Raw genomic sequence first — 20,065 nt, 5'->3', positions numbered from 1 at the left:
CAAAATGAAATCACTTCTTGCATTGATGTTCTTAATGACATTCTTTGCCCATGCCACCGATACTGAGCCTGGCAGCCAGTATCTGAAGGCGGCGGAGGGCGGAGACCGACGCGCACAGTATTTTCTTGCCGATACCTGGTTCAGTTCCGGCGATCTCAGCAAAGCGGAATACTGGGCGCAAAAAGCCGCAGACAACGGTGATGCGGATGCCTGCGCATTGCTGGCGCAAATCAAAATCACCAACCCCGTCAGTCTGGATTATCCGCAGGCTAAAACGCTGGCCGAAAAGGCGGCACAAGCGGGCAGCAAAGCCGGAGAAATCACTCTGGCGCGCATTCTGGTCAACACCCAGGCGGGGACGCCTGACTATCCAAAAGCTATTTCACTGCTGCAAAACGCCTCAGAAAACCTGGAGAGCGATTCTGCCGCCGATGCGCAGATGCTGCTCGGGCTGATTTATGCCAACGGCGTGGGCATTCCTGCCGATGACGATAAGGCGACCTGGTATTTCAAACGCAGTTCCGCCATTTCCCGTACCGGCTACTCCGAATACTGGGCCGGAATGTTGTTCTTAAACGGCGAACAGGGCTTTATTGAGAAGAATAAACAGAAGGCGCTGCACTGGTTGAATCTGAGCTGTACGGAAGGGTTTGATACCGGCTGCGAAGAGTTTGATAAATTAACCAACGGGTGAATGTAATATTGCCGGATGGCGGCGCAAGCGCCTTATCCGGCCTACAGACCACAGCTTCCCGTAGGCCGGATAAGCGTAGCGCCATCCGGCAATCTGTCATGAATTACTGATTCGCGGTTTTATCAAATTTGCCCAATACCTCGCGCTCATACGCCAGCGCTTTCTTACGGTCAAACTTGTGTTCCCACTTGGCGATAACCAGCACCGCCAGCGCATTACCCACCACGTTCAGCGCGGTACGCGCCATATCGAGGATACGGTCAACACCGGCGATAAACGCCAGCCCTTCCAGCGGAATGCCCACGCTACCCAGCGTCGCCAGCAGCACCACGAAGGAAACGCCCGGCACGCCCGCAATCCCTTTCGAGGTGACCATCAGCGTCAGCACCAGTATGATTTCCTGCCACAGCGACAGGTCGATACCGTACAACTGCGCGATAAAGATCGCCGCGATACTCTGGTACAGCGTTGAGCCATCAAGGTTGAAGGAATACCCGGTCGGCACCACAAAGCTGGTGATCGACGCCGGAGCGCCATAGGCCTCCATCTTCTCGATAATGCGCGGCAGCACGCTCTCAGAGCTGGCCGTGGAGTAAGCCAGAATCAGTTCATCTTTCAGGATACGAATCAGAATCCAGACGCTCAGACCGCACAGACGCGCCACGATGCCCAACACCACCAGCGCGAAGAACAGAATCGCGAAGTGTACCAGCAGCACCAGTTTCGCCAGCGGCCACAGCGACGCAAAACCAAAGTTCGCCACGGTCACGGCGATCAGCGCAAACACCCCAACCGGCGCGTAACGCATCACCATGTGGGTCACTTTAAACATGGTTTCTGAGATGGAGCGGAACACGGTGACCAGCGGTTCACGGTGAGTCGCAGGCAGGGAAGACAGGCCCAGGCCAAACAGCACCGAGAAGAAGATAATCGGCAGCATGTCGCCCTTCGCCATCGACGCGACAATGTTGGTCGGAACCAGTGACAAAATCGTGCCCATCAAACCGTGCGCATGGCTTTGTACTTCCGCCGTCGTGCTTTGGTATTTCGAAATATCCACGGTCGCCAGTTGCGACATATCAATCCCGGAACCGGGTTGAAACACGTTCGCCAGTGTAATACCGAGGATAATGGCGACGGTCGTGATCACTTCGAAATAGATAATGGTTTTGGCACCGATACGCCCTAGCTGTTTCGCATCGCCGACACCGGCAATACCGACAATCAGGGTGGAAATAACAATCGGAACGACGATCATTTTGATCAGATGGATAAAGATATCACCCGCCGGTGACAGCAGGTTGGCAACCAGCCATTCGCGGCTGTCGCTGTGATAATGCAGATAACTGCCCAGAAGAATACCCAGCACCATGGCCAGCAAAATCTGCCAGGCCAGGCTGATTTTCAAGTTTTTCATAACAACAGACTTCCTCAATGAAGCGCCGTTCTGCATTCAAAAAAGGATGAGAACAGTACATACTGAAAGGGTATGAATTGTGTTGCGTTCGTTTGTGGAGTTTTTTAACGCGCATAATCAGTACCATTTGCATGGCATACTGCGCAACCCTTTCAGAACAGGGCATCTAACTGATTTTCTGCATAATAACGCGAGTTTATCGCGATCATCATGAATAACTATTTGTTATGGAAAGATTTTTATTTCCTCAAAAACGAATAATACCTTTCTGGAATTATTTTAACGCCACCGTTCATTCGCTTACTTTTTAAACAGTAAAAACGACACAAATCACAAAAAAACAAAATTATTTCTGACGATTCTGCAACAACTTCGCCATATTAATAGCGTCAATGAGTTGCACGCGATTAACCCTTGGCGAGTTTAAATCCAGTAATTTTTGCCAGAATGCGATGGCCTGCACATAATCAGCCTGCATAAACGCATCAGCGGCCAGCAGCATTAACGCGGTGACTTCCGAAGCATCAAGCGCCAGCGCTTTATCGATCATTTCACGCGTTTCCGGCGTCATATGCTGCCCGGACTGGTAATAGCGCACCGTCGCCAGCGCCGAATAGAGCTCCGCGTTCTCTCCCCGCAGGCGCAGCGCCTGCTGATACGCCAGCAGAGCATTGTCATAGGCATTACGCCAGAGGTAGTACTCGCCCAGCGTCGCCCACTGCGCGCTGTCCTGCGGGTTTGCGCGAATCGCCGCCTGCAACGTCAGCAACTGCTTTTCCGCCGTCGGTTCATCGGTAAACGCCCGCAGCGGATCGGCCAGACGCTGCTGTTCCTGGCGAACGGCCTGCCATTTTGACGACGCCAGATAGCCGCCGACGCAAGCCATCACCATGACGATCGCAACGGCCAGCAGCGCTTTCACCGGCAGCGGGCGCGACGGCACGTCCGAAGCCACAGGCTCCGCCAAATCATGATGCAATTCCTGTTGTAGCTGCGCCGCGTCCTGACCCGCCAGCGCCTGCTGCGCCTGGCGCTGGCTGTGACGCAGCAGAAGTACGCTCACCTGATGCAGACTCATTCACTCCCCCTCCTCTTTACGCTGACGCGCTATCACTCGCCACAGCGCCACGCCCACCAGCAGCAACAGCAGGAAAGGCAGCGCCCACAGCAGCAACGTTTGCCCGGTTAGCGCCGGGTTGTAGAGGACAAACTCACCGTAGCGTTCGGTCATCCAGGCGGTGATTTCCTCTTCGCTTTTACCTTCCGCCACCATGGTATAGACCTGATGGCGCATACTGACCGCTACCGGCGCGTTGGATTCCAGCAAGTTTTGATTCTGGCACTGCGGGCAGCGCAGCTGGCTGGCAATAAATAGTGATTTTTCCTGCTGTTGCGCGTTTTCAAAGCGCCAGGTGTCCACAACCTGGGCATGCGTTGCGAAAGTGATGAAAAACAAAATGATAGCCAAGAGTAAACCTATTCTGCCGGATGGCGCTGCGCTTATCCGGCCTACAATGTGTTGCGCACCCCGTACGCCGCCATCCGGCAACGCGTTGATTAATTTACTCATCACGCTTCCTCCCACGCCAGCCGCTGAGCGCCGCGCCTGCAATCATCAACAGCCCTCCGCCCCAGATCCAGCGCACGCCGGTCTGGACATACAGGCGCATGGCATAGCGATCCTGCCCGGTTTTTTCGCCCATTACCGCATACCAGTCATGCAGCAGATTCCAGCGAATCCCCGGCTCCATCATCTGCTGACGGCGCGCCGCGTAAAAACGCCGCTCTGGCGTGACGCGCCCGATGTGCCGTTTATCCTGCTCAATGGCGATCTGCGCTTTCTCGGTGGTGTAATTGCCTTTCGCCTCCAGATCGAGACGTTCAAAACGAAACGTGTAGCCTGCCAGTTCCACCTGCTCTCCGGGGCGCAGATTAAGGCTGATTTCGTGCCGACTGCCGCTGGAGAAAATAATCCCGGCGGCGATAATCAGTACGCCAGTGTGCGCCAGCAGCGCCGGAAGCTGACAACGCACAGACACTTTCCGGCTTCTGATTGTCGCCAGTACGATAACTAACAGCATCAGCAGCCCAAACGGCAGCGTGGCGCGATTAAAATAGGGCGCGCCGACGGAGAGTCGCCCCCAGCCGAACAGGCCGTAAATCATCGGATAGAGCGTCCCGATAAGCACAATCAGCAGCACGGCGCTAAAAAGCAGCAGCGCGGCCAGAATCATCATCTCACGCGACCAACTGCCAAAACGCGCATTCTGGCGGACTTGCTGGCCTCGCCACGCGTACAACCCGAGCGACGCCAGGCTCAACACGGTAAACAGCGCGAACAGCGGCACCGCACGCACGTTGTCCAGCGCAAAGGCATGGACAGAGACCAGAATGCCGGAGCGCACAATCAGCGTGCCCAGCAGGGATAAAATCAGCGTCAGAATCGCCAGCAGCAAAGACCAGTGGCGAAAGATGCCGCGCTGGCGGGAAACGAACAGGCTGTGCAGTAGCGCGCTGGCGGAAAGCCAGGGTAATAAAGAAGCGTTTTCCACCGGGTCCCAGAACCACCAGCCGCCCCAGCCCAGTTCGCAGTACGCCCACCACGACCCGAGAATGATGCCCAGCGTCAGCGCGCACCAGCCGGGGAGCGCCCAGCGCCAGCAGACCCAGGCGGTGGCCGCGCTAAAGCCGCCACGCAGCAATGACGCCAGCGCAACGCCCGCTGCGACCATCAGGCCGCCATAGCCCAGATAAAGCAGCGGTGGATGGAGAATCAGCCCCAGGTGTTGCAGCATCGGATTGAGATCGCGCCCCTCAATCGCGGGCGGAAAGATACGCACAAACGGGTCCGACCAGACCACGACAAACAGCAGCAGCAGGGCGGTCATCATCGACAGAATACAGAGCGTTAGCGGAAAGAGCGCATCGCGCTCGCCTTTGCACCGCCAGGCGAACAGCGCGCTCCAGCCGGAAAGGAACAGCACCCACAGCAACAGCGATCCTTCATGACCGCCCCACACCGCCGCCAGTTTTAATCCCCACGGCAGCAGGCTGTAGCTATGCTGTGCAACGTAGACAACCGAAAAATCGCTGGTAAGAAAGCAGAAAACCAGAATAGCGAACGCCAGTAATAACAGCGCGAATTGCGCCAGGACGCCGATTATCGCCAGACGTCTGATGCCCTGCCAGCGCTGGCGCAACCCCACCAGCGTGGCAAGTGGGGTCAACACGTTGACCCCAAGACTCAGCAGTAATGCCAGAAAACCGGCTTCAGGAAGGAATACGTCCAGAGATCACCCTGCCTAAGCTCACGCGACCGTTAGCTGTCCCGCATAAAGAATGAAAAAGCGCAGCAGCAGGACACCGGTCAGGCTGGCGCCACATACCGCCAGCACGCCGTGAAACGTCGAACCGCGATTCGCCCAGGGCTTCAGCAGCATTGGCACAATCAGCCCCAGCCCCGCGACGCCAAGCCAGAACCACCATGTCCAGAATCCGCCGCCCAGCGCCGCAGTCAGCGCGCGCATTTTACCGTCATCGCCCAACGCCAGCCCAACGAAGAACGCCGCCAGCAAGAAGATTTCCAGCCAGACGACCGGCGTTTCCATGCGATGCACAAAATGCGCTTCAGTGCTGTGCGGATTGCTGCGATGACGCAAGGCCATCGCAATCAGCGCCACCGCCGCCCCGGAAGAGATCCCCGAGAACAGGAACAGCACCGGCAGGATCGGGTTATTAAGGAACGGATAGGACTTCAGCGCCGATAGCAGGAAGCCGGTATACGCCCCCAGCAGTACCGCCAGCACCAGCATTACCGTCTCAAGCAGGCGATGGAACGGCGTCAGCAACGTCAACGCTTTTTGCACCATCCCCAGACGCGGCAACCAGCGCTGTTGCAGGGCAAGCACCTCTTTTTCAAAGATTTTCGCCAGCCACAGAACCAGCACCACCATATAGAGCTGGAACAGCATGACGCCCATCGACATCACCGACGTGAAGCTGTAGTGGAACATCAGTTTCCAGAAGGTCCACGGGCGCGTCAGGTGAAAGATCAGGATCAGCAGGCCAAGAATAATTGCCCCCGGCCCCACCACCAGCGTCGTACGCAGCAGCGTGCTGTCCGCCCCGCCCGCTTCCGGGTGAATGCGGCGCAGCAAAATAGCCAGCGTCACTAACCCGGCAGAAATACCAATCAGAAACAGATAGATGGCGATGGGCCAGTCCCACACCAGCGATTCAAAATGGAAAGCAGAAGCGTGCGTCATTGGCTCACCTCCCCAAATTTAAAGGGAACGCGGTAGACCTTCGGTTTCGTACCCAGCGCCAGCTTGTAGCGGTAGGTGGTTTTCTGCCGCAGCAGACGAGAGATGTCGCTGTTGGGATCGTCCAGGTTGCCAAACGTCAGCGCCTTTGTCGGGCAGGACTCGACGCAGGCGGGCAACTTACCCGCTTTCAGGTTGGTTTTCCGGCAGAAATCGCACTTATCCGCCGTCTTGCTGACCGGATGGATAAAGCGTACGCGGTAAGGACACGCCGCAATGCAATATTGGCAGCCGACGCACAGATCCGGGTTCACATCAACGATACCGCTGGCGGCATCGCGGAATGAGGCCCCGGTCGGGCAAACATCGACGCAGGGCGCATGGTCGCAGTGCTGGCACGAATGACGGAAGAATTGATACTTCACGTCAGGAAACGTCCCCTGCGGCTCGCTGCGGATAATCGTCAGACGCGACACGCCCTCCGGCACCTGGTTCACTTCCCGACAGGCATCCATACAGGCGGTACAGCCGATGCATAATGACTCATCATGCACCATGCCATAACGCACGCCGTTGATATTCAACGTTTTCGCCACCACGCGTCCTGCTGTTCCGCTGACCGCCACCAGCGCGCCGACGCGGGTGATAAACTGGCGACGAGAGCAACTCATGGATGCTCCTTAAGCAAGGGAACGGACGCCGGGTTAAAGTGCGGATTGGTGCGCTGATCGCTGTGGCAATCGACGCAAATCTTAATCCGTCCTTTCTCATTGAGCGTCTGCATCGTGTCTTGCTGTGGATGCAGCGAATGACAGCTGGCGCACGCCACTTTGGTCACATGGACATCATGCGGCCAGAACGCTTTTTGCAGCTGCTCAGGCAGGTGGCAGGACATACAGACGCTGTTCTGCTGCTCTACCGTATACATCGGGTCGTTAAAGCGCATCACATCTTTCACCCCTTCGCGGTGTTTAGGCGATGGCTGACCGTGACAGTTGGTGCACGTAACCGGCAGCTTGTTGTTCGGGTTAACGACAGAAGCGTGCTTACCGTGCATACCCTCGGTATCCGGCTTGTGGCAATCCAGACAAGCAGCATCTGGATTACGCTGCTGGGTGACCGTCCAGCGTTGCTCTGAGTCCTGCGGCGTTGGGGTAGCGGTTATCCCACACAGGCTCCAGAACAGACCTGACGCCAGCACCCCAGCAGTTAATAACGAACGTAATACGCTCATATTCACTCCGTTGCATAATGCCTGATGGCGCTACGCTTATCAGGCCTACAAGACTTCCGTAGGCCGGATAAAGCGCTTGCGCTGCCATCCGGCAAATTTGTCACATGTGAGGTTATTGGCTTAACAGACCGTTTTTACGCGCCTGATCTTCCCATTGAGGAATCACCGTCTTGATGAAGTCCTGCTTCTCGGCGTTGATTTGCTGCATGTTCAAACCAATCGCTTTCTGGGCTTTCTCTTTGGTGGAGATATCCGGCAGCGGGATTTCATGAGTGATGCCTTTACTCCCCAGCAGACGCACCAGTTTGGTACGGGCATCCGCCGCTTTATCCATCGCGCCGCCCAGCATACGCAGACCTTCATCCGGGGCATGCATATGGATGCCGTGCGAGGCAATCGCCAGATCCCAGCGCCACTGCGCATGACGAATATCGTCCAGAATCGGTTTCATTTCCGCTTCTGTCGCGCCCGCATCCCACGCTGCTTTCGCTTCGAAATGCGCGTGTACTAACTGATCTTCAACCTTGATTTTCAGGTCATGAATCGCCTGTTTACGCTCAGCAACCACTTTTTGCAGGGAGGCTTTATCCTGGGTGTGGCAGTTGGCGCAGGTCTGGGCAAAGTTATCAAACGGGTTGCCAATCTTATGGTCGGTGTAGAGTTTGCCTTCGGCGTTTTGCACTTTCGGCATGTGACAATCAATACAGGTCACGTTGTTCTTGCCGTGAATGCCCACGCTCCAGGTTTCATATTCCGGGTGCTGCGCTTTCAGCATTGGCGTTTTCGACAGCGGGTTTGTCCAGTCAGAGAAGGCGATGGCGTCGTAATATTTCTCCATATCCTCGACTTTTGTTCCCTCATCCCACGGGAATTTGACGGCTTTGTTTTTACCGTCAAAGTAGTACTCCACATGGCACTGCCCGCACACCATAGATTGCTGGTCAAAACGGCTGGCTTTATCAAACGGTTTGCCGATGGTTTCCATCGCGCGCTCGGCATAAGGACGGGAGAGCGTTAACGCCGGTTTGCCTTTGGCGAAATCGTCTGAGGCGGTGTTATGGCAGTCGGCGCAGCCCAGGGCATTGACGATTTCCGGGCCACCGCGCGCCCATTTACCGTGGAAGTAGCCGTCTTCGCCATCTTTCTGGATCAGACGCGCCACATCCGGGCTTTTACAGCTCCAGCAGGCCATCGGCAATGGGCCATCTTCGGCATTTTTCGGTGCGCCGGTACGCAGGGTTTCACGCACATCGGTAACCGCATAAGCGTGCCCGCGCGGCTTATTGTAGTCACGCGAGAAGGGGTATCCCGCCCACAGGATCACCAGACGCGGGTCTTCTGCCAGCGCATCTTCACGCGTTGACTGTTCTGACGTCGCTTTCCATGAGAGATATTGATCGGGATGCTGAGGGGCGAAGGTTTCATTCTTCGCTTCAACGGTGACGGTCTTTGCGGGAACGGACGTTTGTTCAGCGTATACAGAGGAAATGAAAAAAAACGGTAATATCAGGCTGAAGAAACGGCGTGCGCGTAATATTGTCCTTGCCATAGAGGTCTCATCCAGATTGCGCCATTGCCTTCAATGGCGGTTCTTTATTTTGTTTTTCCACAACAGCAACCGCACGAATACTGTCATGACATTGCTCCCCTCTATGTGTAACAAAAAACCCCATTAAAAATGTTGTCTTTAATCAATTGTAAGTGCATGTAAAATACCACTTTAGAGTTACACCTCCCTCCTTAAACCTACTCCTTTCGTTAGCATTCGACGCGGATCACTTTTTCAACAACCCGCCTGTAACTGCATGTTATCGCGGGTATTAATCCATTTTTGCGAGATTCCTTCAAAAATCACTTTGCCGTTTATTTGCACAGTTCCGTTATTGCGTGATCTGCCGCGCAAATACTAAACAAAACTGCCAAAGCCCCTACATTTAACTTTTGTGAGACATATTATTAACATCTTACAAGGAGAACAAAAGCCATGAGCCAAATACATAAACACGCTATTCCCGCAAACATTGCGGATCGTTGCCTGATAAACCCGGAGCAGTATGAGGCGAAATATCAACAATCTATTAACGAGCCAGATACCTTTTGGGGTGAACAGGGAAAGATTCTCGACTGGATTACACCGTATAAAAAAGTGAAGAACACCTCCTTTGCGCCCGGCAACGTGTCGATTAAATGGTATGAAGATGGCACGCTGAACCTGGCGGCAAACTGCCTTGACCGCCATCTGCAAGAAAACGGCGACCGTACCGCCATCATCTGGGAGGGCGATGACGCCACCCAGAGCAAACACATTTCATATCGCGAATTGCATCGTGATGTTTGTCGTTTCGCCAATACGCTGCTGGAGCTGGGCATTAAGAAAGGCGACGTCGTGGCTATTTATATGCCGATGGTGCCGGAAGCGGCGGTGGCGATGCTGGCCTGCGCGCGCATTGGCGCGGTACATTCGGTGATCTTCGGCGGCTTCTCGCCGGAAGCGGTTGCCGGGCGAATCATCGACTCCAGCTCACGTCTGGTGATCACCGCCGATGAAGGCGTGCGTGCCGGGCGCGGCATCCCGCTGAAAAAGAACGTCGATGATGCGCTGAAAAACCCGAATGTGAACAGCGTTGAACATGTGGTGGTTTTAAAACGTACTGGCGGGAAGGTCGACTGGCATGAAGGCCGCGATCTGTGGTGGAGCGACGTGATTGAGAAATCCAGCGCTGACCATCAGCCGGAAGAGATGAATGCGGAAGACCCGCTGTTTATCCTCTACACCTCCGGTTCAACCGGCAAGCCAAAAGGCGTGCTGCATACCACCGGCGGCTATCTGGTCTATGCCGCCACCACCTTTAAGTATGTCTTTGACTATCACCCGGACGATATCTACTGGTGCACCGCAGACGTAGGCTGGGTGACCGGGCACAGCTACCTGCTGTATGGGCCGCTGGCCTGCGGCGCAACCACCCTGATGTTTGAAGGCGTGCCAAACTGGCCGACGCCTGCGCGGATGGCGCAGGTGGTGGATAAGCACCAGGTTACTATTCTCTACACCGCCCCAACCGCTATTCGCGCTCTGATGGCGGAAGGCGATAAGGCGATTGAAGGCACCGATCGCTCTTCGCTGCGCATCCTCGGTTCCGTCGGCGAACCAATCAACCCGGAAGCGTGGGAATGGTACTGGAAGAAGATCGGTAACGAAAAATGCCCGGTAGTGGACACCTGGTGGCAGACCGAAACCGGTGGATTCATGATCACGCCGCTGCCCGGCGCGACTGAACTGAAAGCCGGTTCCGCCACGCGTCCGTTCTTTGGCGTACAGCCCGCGCTGGTGGATAACGAAGGCCACCCGCAGGAAGGGGCGACCGAAGGCAATCTGGTGATTACCGACTCCTGGCCGGGTCAGGCGCGTACCCTGTTCGGCGATCACGAGCGTTTTGAGCAGACCTACTTCTCTACCTTCAAAAACATGTATTTCAGCGGCGACGGCGCGCGTCGTGACGAAGATGGTTACTACTGGATCACCGGGCGCGTCGATGACGTACTGAACGTTTCCGGCCATCGTCTGGGCACGGCGGAGATTGAATCCGCGCTGGTGTCGCATCCGAAGATTGCCGAAGCCGCGGTGGTCGGTATTCCACACAACATCAAAGGCCAGGCCATCTACGCCTATGTCACGCTGAATCACGGCGAAGATCCGTCGCCGGAGCTGTATACCGAAGTACGCAACTGGGTACGTAAAGAAATTGGCCCGCTGGCAACACCGGACGTGCTGCACTGGACAGACTCACTGCCGAAAACGCGTTCCGGCAAAATCATGCGCCGTATTTTGCGCAAAATCGCAGCGGGCGATACCAGCAATCTGGGCGATACCTCAACTCTCGCCGATCCTGGCGTGGTCGAGAAACTGCTCGAAGAGAAGCAGGCCATCGCAATGCCTTCATAACCCTAACCGTGAAATGCCCGATGGCGCGCTGCTTATCGGGCCTACAGGTTCAACATCGCTTGTAGGCTCGATAAGGCTTCAGCCGCCATCCGGCAAAATAAAAAAATCCCCCTACCTTATCTCTGGAGACTCTGTGATGAATGACAATATTTATCAACGGATAGAAGACAGTGCGCGTTTCAGGGAGTTAGTCGAAAAACGGCAACGGTTTGCCACCATCCTGTCGGTCATCATGCTGGCGGTTTATATCAGCTTTATTTTACTGATCGCCTTCGCGCCGGGCTGGCTGGGCACCCCGCTACACGCCGGCACCAATGTCACCCGGGGTATTCCAATTGGGGTGGGCGTCATTCTGATCTCCTTCATCCTGACCGGTATTTACATCTGGCGGGCGAATGGTGAATTCGACCGTCTTAACAACGCCGTACTGCACGAGGTTAAAGCATCATGAAGAGAGTCCTGACGGCGCTTGCCGCCACACTACCCTTCGCTGCAAACGCAGCGGATGCCATTAGCGGTGCAGTAGAACGCCAGCCAACCAACTGGCAGGCAATCGTCATGTTCCTGATTTTCGTGGTGTTTACGCTCGGCATCACCTACTGGGCCTCTAAACGCGTCCGTTCACGCAGCGACTATTACACGGCAGGCGGGAATATTACCGGCTTCCAGAATGGGCTGGCGATCGCCGGCGACTATATGTCCGCCGCGTCGTTCCTCGGGATTTCCGCTCTGGTGTTCACCTCCGGCTACGACGGGCTGATCTATTCACTCGGCTTCCTGGTGGGCTGGCCTATCATTCTGTTCCTGATCGCCGAGCGCTTGCGTAACCTGGGTCGCTATACCTTTGCCGACGTCGCCTCTTACCGACTGAAACAGGGGCCGATCCGCATTCTGTCTGCCTGTGGTTCGCTGGTGGTCGTGGCGCTTTACCTCATCGCCCAGATGGTGGGGGCAGGTAAACTGATCGAACTGTTGTTCGGTCTGAACTACCACATTGCGGTCGTGCTGGTGGGCGTTCTGATGATGATGTACGTCCTGTTCGGCGGCATGCTGGCAACGACATGGGTACAGATTATCAAAGCCGTACTGCTGCTGTTCGGCGCCAGCTTTATGGCGTTCATGGTGATGAAGCACGTCGGCTTCAGCTTCAACAACCTGTTCACCGAAGCGATGGCGGTACACCCGAAAGGTTCAGCCATTATGAGCCCTGGCGGTCTGGTCAACGACCCGATCTCCGCGCTGTCATTAGGCCTGGGGCTGATGTTCGGTACGGCAGGCTTACCGCACATTCTGATGCGTTTCTTTACCGTCAGCGATGCCCGCGAAGCGCGTAAGAGCGTGTTTTACGCCACTGGCTTTATGGGCTATTTCTACATCCTGACCTTTATTATCGGCTTCGGCGCGATCATGCTGGTCGGCGCTAACCCGGAGTATAAAGATGCCGCAGGCGCGTTAATCGGCGGCAACAACATGGCGGCGGTTCATCTGGCGAACGCGGTAGGCGGCAACCTGTTCCTCGGCTTTATCTCTGCGGTGGCCTTCGCAACGATCCTGGCGGTCGTGGCCGGTCTGACGCTGGCAGGCGCATCGGCGGTATCTCACGACCTGTACGCGAACGTGTTTCGTAAAGGCGCGACCGAACGCGAAGAATTGCGGGTATCGAAAATTACCGTACTGGTGCTGGGCGTGATCGCCATCATTCTGGGCGTGCTGTTTGAAAACCAGAATATCGCCTTCATGGTCGGCCTGGCGTTTGCCATCGCGGCGAGCTGCAACTTCCCAATCATCCTGCTCTCCATGTACTGGTCGAAGCTGACCACGCGCGGCGCGATGATGGGCGGCTGGTTAGGTCTGGTGACGGCTGTCGTGCTGATGGTTCTCGGCCCAACGATTTGGGTGCAAATCCTCGGCCACGAAAAAGCCATCTTCCCGTATGAGTATCCGGCGCTGTTCTCCATCAGCGTTGCCTTTATCGGGATCTGGTTCTTCTCCGCTACCGATAATTCTGCGGAAGGTAATCGCGAGCGTGAGCAGTTCCGCGCCCAGTTCATCCGTTCCCAGACCGGGTACGGCGTTGAGCAAGGCCGCGCGCATTAATTCAGCGCACTCCTCCGGCCTACGGGTCGGAGGACAACATCAGAACATCACTTTTGCGACCAGCGGCGCCGCCAGCACCATCATCACACCGGACAGCATCATCACCAGACTGGCGACGACGCCCTCCTGCTGACCCAGTTCATACGAACGCGCCGTACCGGCCCCATGTGATGCCGCGCCAAACCCGGCCCCTTTCGCCATTCCTTCACGAATAGACAGTCGCAAAAACAGCGCATCGCCAACCGCCATCCCGAACACGCCGGTCACCACCACAAAGAGCGCCACTAAATCCGGCTGACCGCCCAGCGGCTCTGCCGCCGCCAGCGCAAATGGCGTGGTGACGGAACGCACGGCCAGGCTGCGCTGAATCTCATCCGGCAGCGTAAACAGGCGCGCCAGCCAGACGGAACTGGTGACCGCCACCACGGTTGCCGTTACCACGCCCGCCGTCAGCGACATCCAGTGGCGTTTAATGATGGCGAGATTATCGTAAACCGGAACGGCAAACGCGATGGTCGCCGGGCCTAACAACCACAGCAGCCAGTGCGATTCGCCAATGTAGTTCTGCCAGGAGATATGGCCAAACACCAGTATCAATACCAACAGCGCGGGCGTGAGCACCAGCGGCATCAACGGCAGCTTACGAAAGCGACGATACAGCCGCTTATTGACGAAATAGATCCCCAGCGTGATGACCAGGCACAGTACGCTTAGCTGAAAATTACTCACGGTTTACCCTGCTCATCTCATAGCGGTATACGTTATCCACCACCCATGCGGTTGCGCCAAGCACCATCAGCGTGCTGATCGCAATCACGGCGAAGATGCGCCAGCCGTCCATCAACAGCAGTTGCGCATAATTAACGACCGCCACCACGGCGGGGACAAAGAACAGCAGCATTTCCGCCAGCAGCCAGCGTGCGCCCGCACGAACCCAGTTAAGCGGGATCACCCGACAGACAATCAGCGCCAGCATCAACGCCATCCCAACCAGATTGGCGGGAAGCGGCAGATGCAGCCATGAAACAAGATATTGAGCAAAAATAAATAAACCTGCATACAGCAGTACCTGAACCGGTATCTGGAGTCGTTGCATAACAGCAGGCGTAACGCGGCTTATCGCCACAGCCATGAGGGAATGTCCTGAAAAATAAAACGGAACGCCAGTATAGAGAGCGCCCGTCCGCTACTGAAATGAATTAAACTCATTGCAGGCATAGTCTTAAGGAATAATCATGGATATCAGAACGCTGCGTTATTTTGTCGAGGTGGTGCGCCAGCAGAGTTTCACCCGCGCAGCGGAGAAGTTATTTGTCACTCAGCCCACCATCAGCAAGATGCTGAAGAATCTGGAAGATGAGCTTAATTGCACGCTGCTGATCCGCGATGGGCGACGTCTGCTGCTGACGGATACCGGGCGCGTGGTGTTCGAGCGCGGCCTGGCGATCCTTGCTGAATTTCGCCAGCTGGAAGCAGAGCTGGGTGATATTAACCATCTCAATAAAGGGCTGCTGCGGCTTGGCATCCCGCCGATGGTCGGCATGCTGATGGCCGGGCCGATTAGCCTGTTTCGCCAGCGTTATCCGGGTGTGGAACTGAAGATTGCAGAATTTGGCGGTTTGACGGTACAGCAGGCGGTAATGAACGGCGAGCTGGATGTGGCGATGACCGCGCTGCCGGTGGAGGAAGAGAGCGGACTGACGACCTTGCCGCTGTTCAGCCACCCGCTATGCGTGCTGGTGCCGCGTTCCGGTAAGTGGATGGCGTGCGAGTCGATTTCCCCCGAAGCGCTGGCGGAGCATCCTCTGCTTATCTACAACGAAGATTTTGCGTTGAATCGCCAACTGATGCGGCTTTTTAAGCAGCATGATGTGAAGCCGCGTATTGCGGTACGCAGCGGTCAGTGGGATTTCCTGGCCGCTATGGTGCAGGCCGGCGTCGGAATTGCGATTTTGCCGGAGCCGATTTGCCAACGGCTGGATAAACAAACCCTGCGTTGGCTCCCGCTGGAGAGTGATTTACGCTGGCAGTTGGGCATGATCTGGCGCGAAGGCGTTTATTTGTCCCACAGCGCCAGGGCGTGGTTGACGTGTTGCGAAGGGTTTTGGTTAACGCAGGAATAACGCCTCGCTCGCCGGATGGCGGCGCAAGCGCCTTATCCGGCCTACGGGAGTGCATTTTGTAGGCCCGCCACCGGGCAATTTCCACCCCTGTAGGCCCGGTAAGCAAAGCGCCACCGGGCGATACGGGTGCTTACTGATTTTCGATCAACAATGCTTCCAGCAAATCCAGGTCATGCAGCAGTTTTTGCAGGGTTTCGTTACTGATCTCACGCGTCGCGCGCAGGTGGTACAATTCTGCACGTTCCGAGCGTAGCGCCGCCAGGCGGAAGCGCCGTTCGAGGTTCTCTTCCTGCATTGAGCTTTCCACATCGTTACGCCCATCGGCACGGCGACGCAAATTACCAATCACACGGGAGCTGACCTCGGTGAGCAACTGGTTATCGATGTTCTCTTCGGTATCCGCCGCCAGACGCTCTTCCATCTTCTGAATCGCGACAATCGCCACTTCCGCCGTGGCGGCGCGGGCGATTCGCTCCTCTTTCTGCTGCTGTGAGTGATCGCCCACTTCCAGATGTTGCAGCAGAATCGGCAGCATCACGACCCCCACAAACAGCGAGAACAAAATCACGCCCGCCGCAAGGAATACCAGCTCATAGCGCGCCGGGAAGCCGTTACCATCCGGCAACAATAGCGGGATAGAGAGCACACCGGCCAGCGTAATCGCCCCGCGTACCCCCGCAAAGGAGGCGATGAGGATTTCACGCATCGTCCAGGCGCCAAACTCCATCGGCTTTTTCTTCAGGAAGCGATTACTGAAGTTCTTCATCGTCCACAGCCAGCCAAAGCGCACCAGCATCAGCGCGGCATAAATCAGCACGATATCGGTGAACAGCATCCAGGTTTCAACGTTGGGATCGGCTTCCGCCGCCACCAGCGACGACTCCAGAATCCCTGGCAGTTGCAGACCCAACAGCAGAAAGACCATGCCGTTAAAGACAAACTCCAGCATCGCCCAGGTGCTGTTGGCGCGCAGACGCATCGCCAGCGGCGCGCGACGCATAACGCCGGAGCGGGTGATGGTCATCCCGGCCGCCACAGCGGCAAGAATGCCGGATACGCCGATATGTTCCGCAATCAGGTAGGAGGCGAACGGCAGCAGGAACAGCAGGACGATTTGCGTCGCTGGCTCATCCCCGCCCCAACGACTCAGGAAACGCAGGGAGCGACCGTATAACCAACTGACGACAAAGCCCGCCAGAATACCGCCCACTGCGACTTTGAAGAACTCCACCGTCGCCCCGCCGACGGTAAACACCATCGTCCCCATCGCCACTGCGACGGCAAATTTCAACGACACCAGGCCGGACGCGTCGTTCATCAACGCCTCGCCTTGCAGGATGCCCATAATTTTCTTCGGAATGCGCCCCTCGCCGACAATGCCGGAAAGCGCAACCGCATCGGTCGGCGACAGCACGGCAGCCAGCGCGAAGGCCGGTATCAGCGGAATGCCCGGCACCAGCCAGTAAATCATAAAGCCAATTCCGACCACCGTGACCAGCACCAGCGCCAGCGCCAGACCGAAAATCTCTCGCCCATGTTCGAGAAACTCCCGGGTCGGCGTTTTCCAGCCATCTGCGAACAACAGCGGCGGAATAAACAGCACCAGGAACAGTTCAGGGTCAAATTCCACATGCAAACCAAACGTCGGCCATGCCAGCAGCGCGCCAATGGCGATTTGCATGAGGGGTAAAGGAAGCTGGAAGGGCAATACACGAGTAAATACCCCCGACAGCGAGACCACAAGGGTCATGATGAGTATTGTGAAGAAGATTTCCATGCGTTCCCTGTTTGCGATATTTCTTATGTTTTAAAACGTGAGGCGTCGTGCCTCAATTCTATCTTCCTCAGAGTAACGCAAAAGACAACGGGATGTGTCCTGAAAATAAAAACGGGCGGCAAAAGCCACCCGTTTTTAGAGGACGCCAGGAATCAGATAGCCCAGCCGCCCGCATAGAAGGCGACCAGCGCTACGGCAATCACCACGGTGCCGACGTTCAGCTTACGCCATTCGCCCGACACAATGCGGCCGATCACCAGCGTAGCAAAACCAATCATAATGCCGGTTACGATGTTGCAGGTCAGGACGATAAACACCGCCGTGATCAGACCTGCCATCGCATCCACAAAGTCAGCGAAGTCGATTTTCGCCACGTTGCTCAGCATCAGCAGGCCGACGTACATCAGCGCGGGCGCGGTCGCGTAGACCGGAACCAGATAAGAGAGCGGAGAGAGGAACAGGATCAGCAGGAACAGGACGCCGACGGTGATCGCCGTCAGACCCGTTTTACCGCCTGCCGCCGTACCCGCCGCCGATTCAATGTATACCGCCGCAGGCGCTGCGCCAACCAGACCAGAGAACACGCTGCTCAGGGAGTCGGTGGTCAGCGCTTTGCCGCCATCGATAATCTGCCCGTCTTTATCCAGCAGGTTCGCCTGGCCAGCGACCGCGCGAATCGTGCCGGTGGCGTCGAAAACAGCGGTCATCACCAGCGCCAGCACGCTCGGCAGGACGATCGGGTTCAGCGCGCCCATAATATCCAGGCTGCCAATCAGCGAGTTGCCGTGTTCATCACTTAAAGACGGCATAGCAAAAAAGCCGGAGAAATGGACGGATGGATCGAAGATCAAACCCACAACCGAAATACCAATAATGGTCAGCAGAATGCCGCCCGGCACCTTCAGTTTTTCCAGGCCGATAATGACCGCCAGACCAATCAGCGACATGATAACCGGGAAAGAATCAAAGTTACCCAGCGCGACCGGCAGACCGTCCAGCGGGTTCTTAATCACCAGACCCACGCCATTCGCGGCAATCAGCAACAGGAACAGGCCGATACCGATGCCGGTGCCGTGCGCCACGCCATGCGGCAGGTTGCGCAGGATCCAGCTACGGATACCGGTCGCCGAGATGATGGTAAACAGCACGCCCATCAGGAATACCGCACCCAGCGCAACCGGAACACTAATGTGCTGCCCTAGCACCAGGCTAAACGCGGTGAAGGCGGTCAACGAGATGGCGCAACCGATAGCCAACGGCAGGTTCGCCCACAGACCCATAACAATAGAACCGACGCCAGCCACCAGGCAGGTCGCCACAAATACGGCGGCAGGCGGGAATCCGGCTTTACCCAGCATCCCCGGAACCACGATAACGGAGTAGACCATCGCCAGGAAAGTCGTTAATCCGGCAACCACTTCCTGACGGACGGTGCTTCCACGGTGTGAAATTTTAAACCAGGCGTCGAGTGAACCGCCGGTACGCGCTGAAGGCGTAGACATAGAAAACATCCCCTGAGAGTTTATTTTTCGTCGAGTATGCGTGGTGGACAATCCACTGCCAGCGAAACGTCATCTCCTTGTGCTACGTTTGCAACAATAAGGGGTGTCGCAAAAAAGCAAACGTTTAACTCCGCGCATACAAAACGGGTAGTAAAAAAAGCAAACGATTATCCAGCGATAATACGGGGCTTTTCAACTAAACTTTGCGGCTTTTTGCTTATTTCTTTTCATCACGCTCAATAAATCGCCAGTCGATGCGCAAACGTTATCGTCAATGCGCAATCTGATAACATTTTTTCTCGGGCGGACGACTGACACATCCGTCTATCCGCCAGGGATCTCAAAAGGACCGCCTTGCTGGATAGCCCTTTGCCACGCCGGACGCATCTCTACGCGCTTCTTCCAGGCACTAATGTGCGTCAGGTCGTTAATTCCGCCTCGGCTCAGTAACGCAAACAGAGGAAAACTCATCTGGATATCCGCCATGCTGATATGTTCCCCGGCAAACCAGGGCTGCGCGGCAAGATGCGCATCAATGTAGCGCGCATGCGTCTCCAGTTGCGGGTTGAGATACGCTTTTTGCACGCCCTGCCCCAGAATGCCGCCCAGCGTGCGTAACCCAAATGGCACCGGCGGTTTACCCAGGCTGACAAACACCAGTTTCATTAACAGCATTGGCATTAACGAGCCTTCCGCATAATGCAGCCAGAACCGATACTGCCGTTTTTGCCGGGCATCGGCAGGTTTAAACTGCCCTGCGTGGTCATAGGTTTCCTGCAAATACTCCAGGATGGCGCCGGATTCGGCGAGGATCTCACCGTTATCTTCAATAACGGGCGATTTTCCAAGCGGGTGGATTTTTTTCAGCGCCGGTGGCGCAAGCATGGTTTTTTCACGCTGGTAGCGAACAATCTGGTAGGGCAGCGACAGCTCCTCCAGCGCCCAGAGCACGCGCTGGGAACGAGATTGATTCAAATGATGCACCGTCAGCATGGCTGTCTCCTGTTTTTCATTCA

General features: G+C 56.1%; 16 protein-coding genes and 1 pseudogene. 5 read left to right on the top strand and 12 right to left on the bottom strand.

Going from position 1 to position 20,065, the window contains the following annotated elements:
• The first annotated feature begins 4 nt into the window (after window positions 1-4).
• The gene (yjcO, locus tag OGX93_RS11615) at window positions 5-694 is read left to right on the top strand and encodes a Sel1 family TPR-like repeat protein YjcO (protein WP_286449936.1); all 690 of its coding nucleotides are present in this window, start codon (window positions 5-7) and stop codon (window positions 692-694) included.
• A gap of 103 nt (window positions 695-797) precedes the next feature.
• Here yjcO and gltP read toward each other — a convergent pair whose 3' ends face one another.
• From gltP to nrfA, 7 genes and pseudogenes are all read right to left on the bottom strand, one after another.
• Window positions 798-2,111: a glutamate/aspartate:proton symporter GltP gene (gene gltP, locus OGX93_RS11610; protein ID WP_024130825.1), complete on the bottom strand. Its 1,314-nt coding sequence runs from the start codon at window positions 2,109-2,111 to the stop codon at window positions 798-800.
• A gap of 346 nt (window positions 2,112-2,457) precedes the next feature.
• Window positions 2,458-3,189 carry a heme lyase NrfEFG subunit NrfG gene (gene nrfG, locus OGX93_RS11605; RefSeq protein ID WP_286449937.1) on the bottom strand — a complete coding sequence of 244 codons (732 nt, stop codon included), beginning with the start codon at window positions 3,187-3,189 and terminating at the stop codon, window positions 2,458-2,460.
• Window positions 3,190-5,401, bottom strand: a pseudogene (gene nrfF / locus OGX93_RS11600) (heme lyase NrfEFG subunit NrfF).
• A gap of 18 nt (window positions 5,402-5,419) precedes the next feature.
• Complete coding sequence (gene nrfD / locus OGX93_RS11595; RefSeq protein WP_012134581.1) at window positions 5,420-6,376, bottom strand: cytochrome c nitrite reductase subunit NrfD; 957 nt, start codon at window positions 6,374-6,376, stop codon at window positions 5,420-5,422.
• Entirely contained in the window at window positions 6,373-7,044 is a 672-nt protein-coding gene (nrfC, locus tag OGX93_RS11590; protein WP_012134582.1) for a cytochrome c nitrite reductase Fe-S protein, read from the bottom strand. Before nrfC ends, nrfD begins: the two co-directional genes overlap by 4 nt.
• Window positions 7,041-7,607 carry a cytochrome c nitrite reductase pentaheme subunit gene (gene nrfB, locus OGX93_RS11585; protein WP_024130827.1) on the bottom strand — a complete coding sequence of 189 codons (567 nt, stop codon included), beginning with the start codon at window positions 7,605-7,607 and terminating at the stop codon, window positions 7,041-7,043. Before nrfB ends, nrfC begins: the two co-directional genes overlap by 4 nt.
• 112 nt (window positions 7,608-7,719) lie before the next feature.
• Window positions 7,720-9,156: an ammonia-forming nitrite reductase cytochrome c552 subunit gene (gene nrfA / locus OGX93_RS11580; protein ID WP_012134584.1), complete on the bottom strand. Its 1,437-nt coding sequence runs from the start codon at window positions 9,154-9,156 to the stop codon at window positions 7,720-7,722.
• Window positions 9,157-9,591: 435 nt separating this feature from the next.
• On the opposite strand from nrfA, the gene acs reads away from it, so the two are divergent.
• The 3 genes from acs (at window position 9,592) to actP (ending at window position 13,647) form a co-directional block, all read left to right on the top strand.
• On the top strand, window positions 9,592-11,550 hold the full coding sequence (acs, locus tag OGX93_RS11575) for an acetate--CoA ligase (RefSeq protein ID WP_012134587.1): 1,959 nt from the start codon (window positions 9,592-9,594) through the stop codon (window positions 11,548-11,550).
• Window positions 11,551-11,686: 136 nt separating this feature from the next.
• Window positions 11,687-12,001, top strand: coding sequence for a DUF485 domain-containing protein (locus OGX93_RS11570; protein WP_024130828.1), 315 nt, complete (start codon window positions 11,687-11,689; stop codon window positions 11,999-12,001).
• Complete coding sequence (gene actP / locus OGX93_RS11565; protein ID WP_012134589.1) at window positions 11,998-13,647, top strand: cation/acetate symporter ActP; 1,650 nt, start codon at window positions 11,998-12,000, stop codon at window positions 13,645-13,647. The genes OGX93_RS11570 and actP overlap by 4 nt, the downstream gene beginning before the upstream one ends.
• Before the next feature lie 39 nt (window positions 13,648-13,686).
• Here the strand turns inward: actP and OGX93_RS11560 are convergent, their stop codons facing one another.
• Together OGX93_RS11560 and OGX93_RS11555 are read right to left on the bottom strand one after the other, a co-directional pair.
• Window positions 13,687-14,376, bottom strand: coding sequence for an LrgB family protein (locus tag OGX93_RS11560; RefSeq protein ID WP_012134590.1), 690 nt, complete (start codon window positions 14,374-14,376; stop codon window positions 13,687-13,689).
• On the bottom strand, window positions 14,369-14,779 hold the full coding sequence (locus OGX93_RS11555; protein WP_058668419.1) for a CidA/LrgA family protein: 411 nt from the start codon (window positions 14,777-14,779) through the stop codon (window positions 14,369-14,371). The genes OGX93_RS11560 and OGX93_RS11555 overlap by 8 nt, the downstream gene beginning before the upstream one ends.
• Before the next feature lie 103 nt (window positions 14,780-14,882).
• Between OGX93_RS11555 and OGX93_RS11550 the strand changes: the two genes are divergently transcribed.
• Window positions 14,883-15,770 carry a LysR family transcriptional regulator gene (locus OGX93_RS11550; protein ID WP_012134592.1) on the top strand — a complete coding sequence of 296 codons (888 nt, stop codon included), beginning with the start codon at window positions 14,883-14,885 and terminating at the stop codon, window positions 15,768-15,770.
• 130 nt (window positions 15,771-15,900) lie between these two features.
• Here OGX93_RS11550 and OGX93_RS11545 read toward each other — a convergent pair whose 3' ends face one another.
• The 3 genes from OGX93_RS11545 to OGX93_RS11535 form a co-directional block, all read right to left on the bottom strand.
• Window positions 15,901-17,547 carry a Na+/H+ antiporter gene (locus OGX93_RS11545; protein WP_049011571.1) on the bottom strand — a complete coding sequence of 549 codons (1,647 nt, stop codon included), beginning with the start codon at window positions 17,545-17,547 and terminating at the stop codon, window positions 15,901-15,903.
• Window positions 17,548-17,699: 152 nt separating this feature from the next.
• Window positions 17,700-19,049, bottom strand: a complete 1,350-nt coding sequence (gene ghxP / locus OGX93_RS11540; RefSeq protein WP_024130830.1) for a guanine/hypoxanthine transporter GhxP — start codon at window positions 19,047-19,049, stop codon at window positions 17,700-17,702.
• 324 nt (window positions 19,050-19,373) lie between these two features.
• Window positions 19,374-20,042, bottom strand: coding sequence for a glutathione S-transferase family protein (locus OGX93_RS11535; RefSeq protein WP_012134597.1), 669 nt, complete (start codon window positions 20,040-20,042; stop codon window positions 19,374-19,376).
• Window positions 20,043-20,065: the final 23 nt, after the last annotated feature.

The organism is Citrobacter sp. CK195, from assembly GCF_030333365.1.
Lineage (GTDB): Bacteria > Pseudomonadota > Gammaproteobacteria > Enterobacterales > Enterobacteriaceae > Citrobacter_B > Citrobacter_B koseri.
Note: the sequence above shows the minus strand (reverse complement) of the source record. Positions and strands in the feature narration are given on the sequence as shown.

Bases quoted from the DNA above. Each gene is read 5' to 3' on its own strand.
- OGX93_RS11535 (WP_012134597.1), bottom strand. From the start codon at position 20,042: ATGCTGACGGTGCATCATTTGAATCAATCTCGTTCCCAGCGCGTGCTC.
- nrfD (WP_012134581.1), bottom strand. From the start codon at position 6,376: ATGACGCACGCTTCTGCTTTCCATTTTGAATCGCTGGTGTGGGACTGG.
- nrfG (WP_286449937.1), bottom strand. From the start codon at position 3,189: ATGAGTCTGCATCAGGTGAGCGTACTTCTGCTGCGTCACAGCCAGCGC.
- gltP (WP_024130825.1), bottom strand. From the start codon at position 2,111: ATGAAAAACTTGAAAATCAGCCTGGCCTGGCAGATTTTGCTGGCCATG.
- yjcO (WP_286449936.1), top strand. From the start codon at position 5: ATGAAATCACTTCTTGCATTGATGTTCTTAATGACATTCTTTGCCCAT.
- OGX93_RS11570 (WP_024130828.1), top strand. From the start codon at position 11,687: ATGAATGACAATATTTATCAACGGATAGAAGACAGTGCGCGTTTCAGG.
- nrfC (WP_012134582.1), bottom strand. From the start codon at position 7,044: ATGAGTTGCTCTCGTCGCCAGTTTATCACCCGCGTCGGCGCGCTGGTG.
- OGX93_RS11545 (WP_049011571.1), bottom strand. From the start codon at position 17,547: ATGGAAATCTTCTTCACAATACTCATCATGACCCTTGTGGTCTCGCTG.
- nrfA (WP_012134584.1), bottom strand. From the start codon at position 9,156: ATGGCAAGGACAATATTACGCGCACGCCGTTTCTTCAGCCTGATATTA.
- ghxP (WP_024130830.1), bottom strand. From the start codon at position 19,049: ATGTCTACGCCTTCAGCGCGTACCGGCGGTTCACTCGACGCCTGGTTT.
- OGX93_RS11550 (WP_012134592.1), top strand. From the start codon at position 14,883: ATGGATATCAGAACGCTGCGTTATTTTGTCGAGGTGGTGCGCCAGCAG.
- acs (WP_012134587.1), top strand. From the start codon at position 9,592: ATGAGCCAAATACATAAACACGCTATTCCCGCAAACATTGCGGATCGT.
- OGX93_RS11555 (WP_058668419.1), bottom strand. From the start codon at position 14,779: ATGGCTGTGGCGATAAGCCGCGTTACGCCTGCTGTTATGCAACGACTC.
- actP (WP_012134589.1), top strand. From the start codon at position 11,998: ATGAAGAGAGTCCTGACGGCGCTTGCCGCCACACTACCCTTCGCTGCA.
- nrfB (WP_024130827.1), bottom strand. From the start codon at position 7,607: ATGAGCGTATTACGTTCGTTATTAACTGCTGGGGTGCTGGCGTCAGGT.